The sequence below is a fragment of the Streptomyces sp. H27-C3 genome (assembly GCF_030063415.1).
GTDB lineage: Bacteria > Actinomycetota > Actinomycetes > Streptomycetales > Streptomycetaceae > Streptomyces.
Window position 1 is genome coordinate 1 of the sequence record NZ_JASITA010000054.1, and the last position, 13,109, is coordinate 13,109.

General features: G+C 71.5%; 13 protein-coding genes. 7 read left to right on the top strand and 6 right to left on the bottom strand.

Translation table 11 applies throughout. The features are described 5' to 3' along the window. Positions 1-220 precede the first annotated feature (220 nt). The 4 genes from QMK30_RS34350 (at position 221) to QMK30_RS34365 (ending at position 3,616) form a co-directional block, all read left to right on the top strand. Positions 221-373: a hypothetical protein gene (locus QMK30_RS34350; protein WP_283522261.1), complete on the top strand. Its 153-nt coding sequence runs from the start codon at positions 221-223 to the stop codon at positions 371-373. A 184-nt stretch (positions 374-557) separates the two neighbouring features. Beyond that, positions 558-1,253 (top strand): signal peptidase II, encoded by a 696-nt coding sequence (lspA, locus tag QMK30_RS34355; protein WP_283522262.1) that lies wholly within the window; start codon positions 558-560, stop codon positions 1,251-1,253. A gap of 33 nt (positions 1,254-1,286) precedes the next feature. Beyond that, positions 1,287-1,847, top strand: coding sequence for a riboflavin biosynthesis intermediates N-glycosidase (ybiA, locus tag QMK30_RS34360; RefSeq protein ID WP_283522263.1), 561 nt, complete (start codon positions 1,287-1,289; stop codon positions 1,845-1,847). A gap of 110 nt (positions 1,848-1,957) precedes the next feature. Beyond that, complete coding sequence (locus QMK30_RS34365) at positions 1,958-3,616, top strand: hypothetical protein (RefSeq protein ID WP_283522264.1); 1,659 nt, start codon at positions 1,958-1,960, stop codon at positions 3,614-3,616. A 16-nt stretch (positions 3,617-3,632) separates the two neighbouring features. Here QMK30_RS34365 and QMK30_RS34370 read toward each other — a convergent pair whose 3' ends face one another. Next, positions 3,633-4,328, bottom strand: a complete 696-nt coding sequence (locus QMK30_RS34370; protein WP_283522265.1) for a LuxR C-terminal-related transcriptional regulator — start codon at positions 4,326-4,328, stop codon at positions 3,633-3,635. Beyond that, positions 4,325-5,617, bottom strand: a complete 1,293-nt coding sequence (locus QMK30_RS34375; protein WP_283522266.1) for a PspC domain-containing protein — start codon at positions 5,615-5,617, stop codon at positions 4,325-4,327. Before QMK30_RS34375 ends, QMK30_RS34370 begins: the two co-directional genes overlap by 4 nt. Before the next feature lie 251 nt (positions 5,618-5,868). On the opposite strand from QMK30_RS34375, the gene QMK30_RS34380 reads away from it, so the two are divergent. Together QMK30_RS34380 and QMK30_RS34385 are read left to right on the top strand one after the other, a co-directional pair. Beyond that, complete coding sequence (locus QMK30_RS34380) at positions 5,869-7,197, top strand: PspC domain-containing protein (RefSeq protein WP_283522267.1); 1,329 nt, start codon at positions 5,869-5,871, stop codon at positions 7,195-7,197. Continuing rightward, a complete protein-coding gene (locus tag QMK30_RS34385; protein ID WP_283522268.1) occupies positions 7,184-7,567 on the top strand; it encodes a hypothetical protein in 384 nt (127 codons plus the stop codon). Before QMK30_RS34380 ends, QMK30_RS34385 begins: the two co-directional genes overlap by 14 nt. Here the strand turns inward: QMK30_RS34385 and QMK30_RS34390 are convergent. From QMK30_RS34390 to guaA, 4 genes are all read right to left on the bottom strand, one after another. Continuing rightward, positions 7,477-7,974 (bottom strand): DoxX family protein, encoded by a 498-nt coding sequence (locus QMK30_RS34390; protein ID WP_283522291.1) that lies wholly within the window; start codon positions 7,972-7,974, stop codon positions 7,477-7,479. The genes QMK30_RS34385 and QMK30_RS34390 overlap by 91 nt on opposite strands. A gap of 270 nt (positions 7,975-8,244) precedes the next feature. Continuing rightward, complete coding sequence (locus QMK30_RS34395; RefSeq protein ID WP_502963278.1) at positions 8,245-9,465, bottom strand: hypothetical protein; 1,221 nt, start codon at positions 9,463-9,465, stop codon at positions 8,245-8,247. Positions 9,466-9,674: 209 nt separating this feature from the next. Then, on the bottom strand, positions 9,675-10,463 hold the full coding sequence (locus QMK30_RS34400; RefSeq protein ID WP_283522271.1) for a class II aldolase/adducin family protein: 789 nt from the start codon (positions 10,461-10,463) through the stop codon (positions 9,675-9,677). Positions 10,464-10,584: 121 nt separating this feature from the next. Continuing rightward, the gene (gene guaA, locus QMK30_RS34405) at positions 10,585-12,168 is read right to left on the bottom strand and encodes a glutamine-hydrolyzing GMP synthase (protein ID WP_283522272.1); all 1,584 of its coding nucleotides are present in this window, start codon (positions 12,166-12,168) and stop codon (positions 10,585-10,587) included. Positions 12,169-12,511: 343 nt separating this feature from the next. Here guaA and QMK30_RS34410 point away from each other — a divergent pair, with 343 nt between their 5' ends. Beyond that, complete coding sequence (locus tag QMK30_RS34410) at positions 12,512-12,817, top strand: chorismate mutase (RefSeq protein WP_283522273.1); 306 nt, start codon at positions 12,512-12,514, stop codon at positions 12,815-12,817. Positions 12,818-13,109 lie beyond the last annotated feature (292 nt).

The window sequence follows — 13,109 nt, forward strand, 5'->3', positions numbered from 1 at the left end:
GTCCAGGTGCGGGAACAACACCCCGAACTTCAAGGCGAGTCGATCCCGAATCTCATGAGGTATTCCCATACCACGTCAACGAGCCAAATCGCCGGAAGCAACACGTTGAATCTCTGCGAGCCCTTAGCCGCGCCCCGCGTAATCCTGCCCGCACTGGGTAGGCGGGCAGAGCGCCGCCATGGCAGGCATGGCGGCCGCGAGGGGGAACGGAGGACCAGCCATGCCGGGCATCATCAGCCGGATCAAGCAGTACGCGCGCAGTCCGCAGGGCCGCCGCACGATCGCACAGGGTCGCCGCGCGGCGTCCGACCCCAGGAGGCGCGCCCAGGCCAGGAGCCTGTTCAGCCGACTGCGGGGCGGCCGCAGGCACTGAGCCCCCCACCGAGCGGCGGGGCGCGGAGCCGTGAGCGAGCGGGATCGGCATGTCGATCCCGACGCGCTGGGGGAAGCGGCGGTCCCGTCACGAGCCGCACTTTGCCCGCCCCAGCGCCGGACACCTGACCACCGGGTCCGTCCCAGATTCGAACAGCGACCGGCCGACACGCGATACTCATCGGATGACCACGAACCACTCGATCCCTGAGCCCGACCCGAGCGACGCCGACCCGAGCGACGACAACGTCAGCGACGGCGACGTGAGCGACGGCGTACGGGACGACTCAGTCGCCGCGCCGAGTGGTAGGCGCCGACTGTTCTGGTGGGCGATCGTGATCGCCGTCGTCGTACTGCTCGTCGACCAGGGCACGAAGTGGTGGGCCGAGAGCGCGCTGGGAAACGGCGAGCGGATTCCGGTGATCGGTGACGTCATCCGCTTCGTGCTGCTCTACAACCCGGGTGCGGCCTTCTCGATCGGGGCAGGGGCCACGTGGGTGTTCACGATCCTCGCGGGCCTGGCGATGGTGGGCATCGCGGCCTACGCGTGGCGGGTGCGGTCCGCGCCGTGGGCGATCGCGCTCGGGCTGCTGCTGGGCGGGGCGACGACACACTTCGGGGACCGGCTCCTGCGGGCGCCCGGCTTCGGGCGCGGGCATGTCGTCGACTTCATCGACTACGCGGGGTTCTTCGTCGGCAACATCGCGGACATCGTCCTTTTCGCGGGCGCGGTCATGATCGTGGTGCTCTCGTCGATGGATGTGCGCACGGCGGACGACACGGACGCAGACACGGACGGGAACCCGGGCACGGGCACAGGCACAGTTGCGGGCACGGGGACAGTTGCGGGCACAGGCACGAAGGCCTCGCCCGCTCTCTGAACTCCCCTTCAACCCAACTCCTGGAGATCGCACATGCCGAGCACCCCACTCCCCAGGTCGGTCGAGGAGGCCGTCGCGGCCGAGCGTGCCGGTCAGCGCCTGCGCTACCTGCCCTTCTGGGGCCACCGGCCGAACCGCGACGGCACGCCGGGGGCCGGGGGCCTCAGCCAGTGGTGGGAGGCGGACTTCTCGGAGGACGGCCATACGTACCGGTCCGCCGAGCACTACATGATGGCGCACAAGGCCTGGCTGTTCGGCGACCCCGCGACGGCGGCGAAGATCCTGGAGGCCGGGCATCCGAGCGAGGCGAAGAAGCTCGGCCGCCAGATCGGCGGCTTCGACGGCGCGGTGTGGAACGAGGAGCGCTTCGGGATCGTGGTCCGGGGCAGTATCGCCAAGTTCGGCCACCACGACGACCTGCGGGCGTTCCTTCTCGGGACGCGCGACCGTGTCCTGGTCGAGGCGAGTCCCGTGGACCGCATCTGGGGCATCGGCCTGGCGGCCGACGACCAGCGCTGCGCGTCCCCGGCGACCTGGAACGGCCTCAACCTGCTCGGCTTCGCCCTGATGGACGCCCGCGACGCGCTCACCTGATATTACGTCAAGTCACTTACATGCAGGCCCGATTGACACCCTTCGCGCGCTAGTGGATCGTAATGCCCCACTGCGCGCGACGCGCGTTGCACGACGGTTCGGGGGCCGGTATGAGTGCGGGCGATCACGGGGATCAGCACAACGGGTCCGGGCCGGTATGGCCTCCTCCGCCACCACCGCCCAGCCATCCGCCGACGGTCGGCCCGCCGGTCCCGCCCGACCCCGCGCGCGCCACGGCCGTCGGTCTGCTCAACCTCACCGGGCTCGGGCTCGGTTACGTGCTGTTGCGTCAGTGGATCCGGGCCGTGGTGTGCTGGGTCGCGACCGGCGCGCTGGTGCTGATCGCGCTGCCCGCCGAGCCCGACGGCGTACCGGGCGGGCTGCTCGTCGCGTATCTCCTCGTGCTGGTCCTCGCCGCCGCCGACGGGGCGCGCCGGGCGCTGCGGTCGCGCACCGCGCTGCCCGTTCGGCCCGCGATCGCCGTCGTCCTCGGACTGCTGCTGCTCGCCGTGCCCGCCGGGGGCGCCGTCGCGTACGGCTCCGCCCAGGACGAGGCCCGCGAGCAGGTGCTGCTCGACCGGCTCGGGGACGCCGACCGGGCCGTCAGGACCGCCGCCAACCAGAGCTTCGCCAGCGGCGAGCAGGGCTTCAAGACCGCCCTCGCCGACTACCGCGAGCTCGAAGCGGACCACCCGGACTCGCGGGCCGCCAAGCTCGTGCCGGAGCGGCTGGACGCGTACTACAAGGCCGTCGCCACGCCGTACAGCAACGGTCAGCACTGCCTGGCCATCGATGCGCTGAAGTACCTGCGGACCGTTCCCGGCTCGGTCGACAAGCGCCTGCTCGGAGACCTGGCGACCTGGCCCGACCAGCCGCTGGCCACCTCGTACTACGAGTGCGGCATGTCGAAGCTGGGCGAGGAAACGAGCGGGGCGGAAGCCGGCCCTCTCGGTGAACTGCTGCGCACCTTCCCCGAGTCGAAGCAGGCCGCGAAGGTGGAGCCCGCCGTCCGCGCCCGGATCAAGGACCGGGCCGGGGCGATGAACGACGACGGGCCGTGCGAGGTCACCGAGGAGCTGCGCCGCATCGGCGCCACCGCATCCGCGCTGCCGGGATCGACCGGCGCCGCGCTGCGCACGGCCGACGACCGGCCCGTGGAGAACGGTCTCTACGCCTGCGGTGTGAAGCACTTCAAGGACAAGGAGTTCAGCGAGGCACGCAAGACGCTGGAGACCTTCGCCGGGGAGTACAGGCAGAGCGGGAAGAGCAAGCAGGCCCGCAACATCGCCATCGCCGCCGAGATCGCCGAGACGCGCGCCGCGGCCGGCAATCGGCTGCCTCCCGAGGGCAGTCCCGGCGGCGCCAGGATGCCCTTCGTCATCACCAACGACGGCCCCGACGCGGTCGAGGTCCTCTACACCGGGCCCACCACCGGCACGATCAAGGTCGGTGCGTGCAAGGGCTGCACGACGTATACCAGTACGGCGGTGGGCAAGAGCCAGGCCTGCAAGGGCAGTAGCGGAAAGTACCCCAAGGCGACGCTCCAACTGCCCGCCGGTAACTACCACTTCCTGCACAAGAACGCCGGGAAGGCCGACGCGAACATCAGCAACAACGCGTCCGGGCCCAAGATCCAGCCCGGCTACTCGTACACGTACTGCACGTTCGTCGTACGAGGTCTGGGCCTGCCCGGACTGCCGGACCTGACGAAGCCGCTGCCCGCCCCGACGATCCCACTGCCGGACCTGGCGAAGCCCACCGGCTGGTAGGCCCCGTGGCTCCGCGTCACACCAGGCGGCGGGCCGTCGCCCAGCGCGTCAGCTCGTGCCGGTTGGACAGCTGGAGCTTGCGCAGGACCGCCGAGACGTGCGACTCGACCGTCTTGACCGAGATGAAGAGCTGCTTCGCGATCTCCTTGTACGCGTAACCGCGCGCGATCAGCCGCAGCACCTCCCGCTCCCGCTGCGTGAGCCGGTCCAGGTCCTCGTCGACCGGCGGCGCGTCCGTCGAAGCGAACGCGTCGAGCACAAAGCCGGCGAGACGCGGGGAGAACACCGCGTCGCCGTCCTGGACGCGGAAGATCGAGTTGATCAGGTCCGTGCCGGTGATCGTCTTGGTGACATAGCCGCGTGCCCCACCACGGATCACGCCGATGACGTCCTCCGCCGCGTCCGAGACGGACAGCGCCAGGAACCGCACCGGGTTGTCGACGGCGCCCATGAACGGCGCGCAGCGGCGCAGCACCTCGACGCCGCCACCACCCGGCAGGTGCACGTCGAGGAGCACCACCTCGGGTCGGGTCGCCGTGATGACGGTGACCGCCTGGTCGACGTCGGCGGCCTCGCCCACGACCTCGACGCCCGTGGTCTCGGTGCGGCCGATCTCCGCCTGCACTCCGGTACGGAACATCCGGTGGTCGTCGACGAGCACCACCCGCGCCCGCCTGCCCTCAGCCTGGATCTCGGTCTCGGTGTTGCTCATGCGTCCGCCGCCCTCTCCATCTCAAGCTCGACTTCCGTGCCCCCGTCGGGCGCGGAACGCAGCCTGGCCGTACCGCCGTTGCGTTGCATACGGCCGATGATTGATTCTCGTACGCCCATGCGGTCGTCCGGTACCGCGTCCAGATCGAACCCGGGTCCCCTGTCACGCACGGAGACAAAGACCGTCCGGCCCTCGACCTCCGCGAAAACCTGTACCGCTCCGCCCTCGCCACCGTACTTCGCGGCGTTCACCATTGCCTCGCGTGCGGCCTGCATCTGGGCGGCCAGCTTCTCGTCGAGCGGGCAGTCGCCGACGACGACGACCTCCAGCGGCACACCGTGGTTGTCCTCGACCTCGGCCGCCGTCCGCTTGACCGCCTCCGCGAGGGTCTGCGGCTCCTCGTCCTCGTCCTTGCCGGTGCCCTCCGGCTTGTACAGCCAGTTGCGCAGTTCCCGCTCCTGCGCGCGGGCCAGGCGCCGCACCTCGCCCGCGTCCTCGGCGTTGCGCTGGATCAAGGTGAGGGTGTGCAGCACCGAGTCGTGGACATGCGCGGCGACCTCGGCGCGCTCCTGGGCGCGGATGCGCATCAGGCGTTCCTCGGAGAGGTCCTGCGTCATGCGTACGAGCCAGGGGCCCGCGAGCAGCGCGATGCCCGTGACGACGGCGAGCGCGGCCGTCAGCACGTTGCCGAGTTGCGCCGCCGAGCCGCGCACCACCAGGAACGCGGTGAGGCCCGTACCGACCAGGGCCACGCCCGCCAGGCCGCGGGCCAGCTGGAGCATCCGGCGGCGGTGGCCGATCTCCATCCAGTGGGCGCGCCGTGCGTTGTCGGCCTGGCGCCACACCAGGATGACGCCGAAGCAGATGAGCAGGGTCGGCCAGATGTAGCGCCCGGCCTCGCCGCCCACCTGCACGTTGCCGACGAAGACCGCGGCGCCGATGAGCAGGGCGACCAGGGCGAAGACCTGGCCCTTGTCGGGCTTGCGGAGCTTGCGGCGCCCGTCGGGGGTGGTCTCGAAGGCGGACCGGGGCGCGTCGACGCCACCGACGCCGAGCGGCACGACGAACCAGAAGGCGGCGTACAGCAGCACGCCCAGGCCGTCCGACAGGAACAGCGCGATGAAGATGATCCGCACCCACACCACGGGCAGCCCGAGGTGCCCGGCGAGCCCGCGCGCGACACCGCCGAGCATCCGCCCCTCGGCGCTGCGGTAGAGCTTGCGCGGCTGCGGTTCCTCGGGGTCCGGGGCGAGCGGGCCCGCGGGGCGGCGGGGTGCGGCGACTGGCATGTTCCGATGGTCACACGTACCCGTGCGCCGGGGCATCAGGGTCCGTCCCCCAGTCGACCCTGATCCGGCACACCCCTACTTCGCCCCCGGCGGCGGCACAGCTCGTACCCCGCGCCGGCGTACCCGTCCCCGACAGCGGCTCCGCGGCCTTCGCGCACTAGCTGCCCTCCCCCGCGCTCAGGGGCGAAATCAGGGATCGTCCAGGGTCGTCGTGCGCCCCACCGTGCCCGTCCGCCCGTCACCATGGACGTATGACTGAGCCGCACGACGCCGCGCCTCCCGGGCGGCCGGTGTCCTCCCCCGACGAGCCGCCGCGGCCGCAGCTGCGCCGCAGCAAGCGGCAGAAGGTGCTGGGTGGTGTGTGCGGCGGGCTCGGCAGGCACTTCGACCTCGACCCGGTGATCTTCCGGATCGTGCTCGGCGTGCTCACCGTCACCGGCGGCATCGGCCTGATCTTCTACGGCTTCGCCTGGCTGTTCATCCCCCTCGACGACGAGGAGGAGAGCGAGGCCCGCAGGCTCCTGACGGGTCGGGTCGACGGGGCCACGCTCATCGCCGTGCTCTGCGCTCTGATCGGCTGCGGGCTGTTCCTGTCCATGCTGAACAACGGCACGGTTCTCGGCTTCGCCGTGCTGCTCTCGGTCGCCCTGGCCGGCGCCACCTACTGGTCGCAGCGCCGCCGCCTCGCCGACCCGCAGAGCGGTCCGCTCGACCCGGTGGCCGCGCAGGCCGTCGCGGTCGCGCCGCCCGAGACGCAGGCGCCGCCCGTGCACGGGGCGCCGTCCTGGTGGCGCGACCCCATCGTCAAGGACGGCACGACGGGCCTGGCCGGCTCCGGCTACCTGTGGGGCCCGGAGGCCGCGATCGTCGACGACGCGCTGGCCAGGGCACGGGCCAAGGTCTCGGGCCGTTCGCCGCAGCCGCGCCGCCGCGACCCGGCGACGCGCGGGCCGCGCGGCATCGGCGGCCGGGTGTTCCTGCTGGCCGTGCTCGCGGGCGGGCTCGGAACCGGCCTGTCGTGGGACGGTCGGCCGCTCGGTACGAGCCTGCAGATCGGCCTGGCCTGCGCGCTCGCCGTCTTCGGCCTCGGCATCGCGGTCAGCTCCCTCCTGGGGCGCACGGGCGCCGGATCGGTCGTGCTCGCGGTGCTCACGGCGGGCCTGCTCGCCGTGTCCGCGATGCTGCCGAAGGAGATCTCCACGGAGTGGATGCGCACCGACTGGAAGCCCGCGTCGGTCGCCGCCGTGCAGCCGCGGTACGAGCTCGGGTCGGGTGTCGGCACCCTCGATCTGGGAGGGATACGGGTCCCGGTGGACGAGAAGGTGAGTACGGGGGCCGGGGTGGGCGCCGGGCGCCTGCTGGTCGTCGTACCGAAGGATGTGACCGTGAAGGTGAGCATCGACGTGGGGCTCGGCGACGTCCGGCTGCCGAGCGACAGGACGCGGGACCTGGACATCCAGCCGGGCCGGCGGATCCGGGAGACGCTGAAACCGCCCAAGGGGGCCGAGCCCGCCGGGACGGTGGAGCTGAGCCTGGAGATGGGCGCCGGACAGGTGGAGGTGGCCCGTGCCGCGAAGTGAGCCGTGCGACCGGCACGCCGGTGGACCGTACGAAGAGCACGCCGGTGAGCCGCCGTACGACCGGCACCCGTCCGACTCCGTAGCCACGGCCGCGACCGTACGCCGTCGGGCGTTCCTGCACGGCTTCCGGCCGGGCAAGCTGATCGCCGGCCTGGTCCTGGCGGGGACGGCCGGCGCCTACGCGGGGGACGCCGCCGGGGCCTGGCACACGCCTGCCTACCTGGCGCTCCCCACGGTGTTCGGCGGCCTGCTGATCGCCGGGGCGGCGAGCTGGCTGAGCTACCGGGGGCGGCGCCGCGCGGCCAGGGCCGCGTCGAGGGAGAACACGGCGGCGCCCGCGAGCGCCAGCGGCAGCCAGGCCACGAGGTAGGCCAGATCATTCCCGTAGTAGTACGGGTCGCTCTGCCAGCTCACGGTCAGCCACAGGCTCAGCGAGATCAGCGCACCGCCGAACGCGGCGAGGCGCGCCAGTAGGCCGATCAGGGCGCCGACGCCGACGGCGATCTCCCCGATGGCGATGGCGTACGCGAAGCCCTCGGGGTTCTTCAGGGCCATGTCGACGAGGGCGGGAATGGCGGAGCTGTCGCGCACCCCGCTCATCAGTTCGCCGATCGACCCGGGGCCGCTCGCCGCCATGAACTGGCTGTCCGTGAGCTTGTCGATGCCCGCGTAGATGAAGGTGACGCCAAGGAACAACCGCAACGGCAGCAACGACAGGCGGCTCGCCGACTCTTTCCAGCCGCCACGCGCGCGTGGACCCGCACTCAAGCCGCCCATGGTGTCCCCGGTCCGATACCCGTAAGCCATGATCTGGTCCCCCCTCTCGAATGCGCGCGCCGCGCGCAGGCACGAATCTGCTCGCGCCTTTCGAAGATGGATACGTACGCCGGTCCAGTCAGGCTCAACCAGACCGGCAGGTCAATCGGTCCGGGATCTCGACCGGTCCGGTCCGCGACCTCGATCGTCACACCCACCACGGGGTTCGGTCCGGTCGATGCCCTCGATCGTGACACCCACCACGGGGTTCGGGGCCTTGCGGCCGGCCGGTCAGTCCGTGACGTCGATCGTCACCGTCGCGGTCTCCGCGCCCGCCGCCGTGACGACCTGCACCTCGACCCGGCCCGGCTCGACCTCCACCGGGACCGGCACGGTCAGCACCGTGTCCGTCGGGTTGGCGAAGCCGCCGGGGACCGGGATCAGCGGCACATGGACGTGCACCGTGCCGATCCGCACCACCATCCGCGCCAGCCGGTCCGGCGTCCCCGCGCCCGGCGGCACAAAGCCCGCGCCCCGGATCTCGATGTCGTCGCCGGTACGGATCGGGGCATCCAGATCGCCCGCCTCCCTGACCCGTACGACGGACAGCACGACGGGCCGGCCGCCCTCCGCGAACTTCCCCGCGAGGTACGTCGCAGCCGATACCGCCACCAGAAGGGCAAGGCCCCACGGCAGGTCGGGCAGCTGCTCGGGCCGCCGGGCCAGACGTACCGCCGCGAAGGCAACGGCGACCCCGCTCACCGCGATGTACTGGACGTCGGTGAAGGAGCCGCTGCCCGCGTCGTCGGTGAGCAGGTCGGCGGCCCTGGGCCGGTCGGCGCGGGCCTTCTGGAGGCGCTGGCTCAGCACGCGTACGGACACCACGCGCCCCACCAGGACGGCGATCGCGCAGGTCAGCGCGAGGACGGTCAGCACGCCGGCGCCACGGGCCAGTTCCAGTCCGGCGATGAGGGCGTCCCGGTCCGCGTGCTCGGACGCGCCGGCCAGCTCGATCGCGATCACCAGGACGGCGAAGACGACCAGCAGCACCCAGGAGGCGGCGACGGCGCGCGAGGTGGACAGCCGGTTGTCCTCGCCGATGAGGGGCGCGAGGATCCCGCCGCGCGCCCGGTGCACGCGCGCCGCGCCGGTCAGCAGGACGGCGGTGATGAGCGCTGCGGCGAGCCCGGCGCTGCGGGCGACCGTCCACCCGACGCCGATGGCGGTGAACGACTGGACGAGGGCGAGGGCGATCACACCGCCCCACACCACGAACAGGGTCGCGCGCCACACCAGCCGGAGCCAGGACTCACCCGCCTCGCGACCGCGCTCGGCGACCGCGCGGGCCGACTGGGTCAGCTCGTCGGACACCCACTGGCGCGAAGCGCCGGTGGAGTGCGCAACGGCCGTGGGCAGCCCCTGGCCCGCGGCCAGCTCGTCCCGCTTGGCGAGGAACTCCGCCACCGCGCGCCGATGCCCCTCACGCGCGCCGTGCGGGCAGTCACCGCACATACAGCCACCGCCGTGTGTGCCCGCTCTCGCCTCTTGCACCGCCACAGAAACTGCCGCCCTTCGACCCCGCCCGGATCGCACCGCTGAACGCCGTGCAACTCCTGGGAATTGTGCCGTACCCGGGGCCGTGAACACCCATCGGGGCGGGCCGCCGAGGGTGCCGGCCCCAGCGTCGAATCGGTGTTCAATTCGACGTACAAGTCGACGCCCTACGTGAGGAGTTCGGGCTCGGCCCGGCTGATCTGCCGCCACAGCGGCTGATGGTTGATCCACCCGACCAGATCGCTGCCGAGCTGGTCCCGGGTGGCGAGGGCGTCCTTGTGGTCGATCAGCACCGGCCTGCCCGCCGCACGCGCCGCGAGCTGCACCTGGCAGGCACGTTCCATGGAGATGAACCACCAGGCCGCCGCGTCCACCGAGTCCCCGACGGTCAGCAGCCCGTGATTGCGCAGGATGACGGCCTTGTGCGTGCCGAGCGCGCCCGCGATCCAGCTGCCCTCCTCCTCGTCCACGGAGACGCCGGTGTACGCGTCGTACAGGGCGTGCGACTCGTAGAACGCGCAGGCTTCCTGGGTGATCGGGGCGAGCAGCTCACCGAGCGCGGACAGGGCCCGGCCGTGAATGGAGTGGGTGTGCGCGACGGCGACGACGTCGGGCCGGGCCCGGTGGACCTGGGCGTGGACCATGAAGGCGGCCTGATTGACGTGGTGGCGGCCCTCGACGACCTGCCCGTGGCCATTGACGAGGATCAGATCGCTGACGGTCATGTCCGCGAAGGCCAGCCCGAAGGGGTTCACCCAGAAACAGTCGGCGTGCTCCGGGTCACGGGCGGTGATGTGCCCCGAGACGCCTTCCTCGTACCCGTACCGCCCGAACAGCCGCAGCGCCCCGGCCAGCCGTTCCTTGCGGTACGTGCGCTCCTCGGCGGGGGTCGTGTGGGTGGGCGGCAGCGCGAACTGGAGCCGCTCGACGGGTATGGGCGCGGGGATCTCGTTCATGGGGCGGAAGCTACCGCGCGGTAGGGCGACTGAGAAGAGCGTTTACAGACGGCATACGACATGCGCCGACGCCGCCGCCCAAACGAATGAGCGACGGCGTCGGACACCCCCTAGGCGGGGGTCACTCCCACTCGATGGTGCCCGGCGGCTTGCTCGTCACGTCGAGCACCACCCGGTTCACGTCCGCGACCTCGTTGGTGATGCGGGTCGAGATCTTCCCCAGGACGTCGTACGGCATCCGCGTCCAGTCCGCCGTCATGGCGTCCTCGGAGGAGACCGGGCGCAGCACGATCGGGTGGCCGTACGTGCGGCCGTCGCCCTGGACGCCGACCGAGCGGACGTCCGCGAGCAGGACGACCGGGCACTGCCAGATCTCGCGGTCGAGACCGGCCGCCGTCAGCTCCTCGCGGGCGATCGCGTCGGCCTCGCGCAGCAGGTCGAGGCGCTCGCGCGTGACATCGCCGACGATGCGGATGCCCAGGCCGGGGCCGGGGAAGGGCTGGCGCTGGACGATCTCCTCCGGCAGGCCGAGCTCTTGGCCGACCATGCGGACCTCGTCCTTGAACAGCTGGCGCAGCGGCTCGATGAGCTCGAACTCCAGGTCCTCGGGGAGGCCGCCCACATTGTGGTGGGACTTGATGTTCGCGGTTCCGGTGCCGCCACCGGACTCGACCACGTCCGGGTAGAGCGTGCCCTGCACGAGGAACGCGACGTCCTCACCCTCCGCGCCGGCCTCGGCGACGATCTCCGCCTGGGCCTGTTCGAAGACGCGGATGAACTCGCGGCCGATGATCTTCCGCTTCTGCTCGGGGTCGCTGACCCCGGCGAGGGCGGTCAGGAAGCGCTCCTCGGCGTCGACGACCTTGAGCTGGACGCCGGTCGCGGCGACGAAGTCCTTCTCGACCTGCTCGGTCTCGCCCTTGCGCATCAGCCCGTGATCGACGTACACACAGGTCAGCTGGTCGCCGATGGCCTTCTGTACGAGCGCGGCGGCGACCGCGGAGTCCACGCCGCCGGAGAGGCCGCAGATGGCGCGCTTGGCGCCGACCTGCTCGCGGATCAGGGCGACCTGCTCCTCCACGACGTTGGTCGTGGTCCAGGTCGGGGTGATGCCGGCGCCGCGGTACAGGAAGTGCTCAAGGACCTGCTGGCCGTACGTGGAGTGCATCACCTCGGGGTGGTACTGCACGCCGTAGAGCTTCTTCTCGTCGTTCTCGAAGGCCGCGACCGGCACGACGTCCGTGGACGCGGTGACGGTGAAGCCCTCCGGCGCGGCCGAGCACGCGTCGCCGTGCGACATCCACACCGACTGCTCGTCCGGGGTGCCCTCGAAGAGGGTGGAGCCGGACTTGGACACGGCCAGTGAGGTACGCCCGTACTCGCGCGCGCCATTGTCGTCGACGGTGCCGCCGAGTGTGGTGGCCATCAGCTGGAAGCCGTAGCACATGCCGAAGACGGGGACACCGGCCTCGAAGAGCGCGCGGTCCACGGTGGGGGCGCCCTCGGCGTACACGGAGGACGGGCCGCCGGAGAGAACGATCGCCTTGGGGTTCTTGGCCAGCATCTCGGCCACGGGCATGGTGCTCGGGACGATCTCGCTGTAGACCCGGGCCTCACGGACGCGACGGGCGATGAGCTGGGCGTACTGCGCGCCGAAGTCGACTACGAGTACGACGTCGGGGGCGGCGGGGGGCGCTGCTGGCACGGGGCGGCCTTCCGGCGGTTAAAGGTGGCGGGACTATCGATTCTAACGGCGACCGGCCGCGCCTCTTGTCTCACCATCCGAACCGTCCGGGCCCCTCACTGGCCGCCGCGCAAGCCGCGCGGCATACTGGCCGACATGTCCAAGCAGCTGAGCTTCCTCTTTACCTATGGCACCGGCCCGTCCGGCTGCCATGGTCGTGCTGCTTGAACCACTGACAAGCAACTTCCCAGGCGCCCCGGGCCGACAAGGTCCGGGGCGTTCTGTGTTTTCCGGACCTGATCGCCGCCCCGGGGGCCCCACCGGCCCCTTCGGGTCACCCCTTCAAGGTTCAGGAGATTCGGACATGAGCACCGCGACCACCACCGCCCCCACCCCTTCGGAGAAGACCGGCGCGCGCACCGACGAGGCCGCCTCCCTCATCGGGGACGCCCGCGAGCGCATCGAGTCGCTCGACGACAGGATCATCGGCCTGATCCAGGAACGGATGGCCGTGTCGTCCGTCATCCAGCAGGCCCGGATCGCCTCGGGCGGGCGCCGGGTGAACCTCTCCCGCGAGATGGAGGTCCTCGCCCACTACAGGGACGCACTGGGCAAGCCGGGCACGGCCCTCGCCATGACGATGCTGGAGCTGTGCCGGGGCCGGATCTGAGTCCGGTCCCGGATCTGAGTTCGGGCCCGTCCTCACCCGTACGGCGCGTGACCGGTCCCCACGGGCCTTCGTTGGTACCGGTGTCCGCCCCAGCCAGGGGCGTACACGCAGGGAAAGAACCACGCGTGGCTCCGCCGGGGCGTGCGACGCACTGCACGTGCGTCATGGGACCTCGCTCCGGCGCATGTGACCGGTCGGCAGGGGACAGCAGATCGGTCACCCGAGGCGGGGGGGGGGGGGGGCGCCGGGGGGGGGGGGGGCCCCCGCGCACTATTGCCCCCGAGGTCGTAAG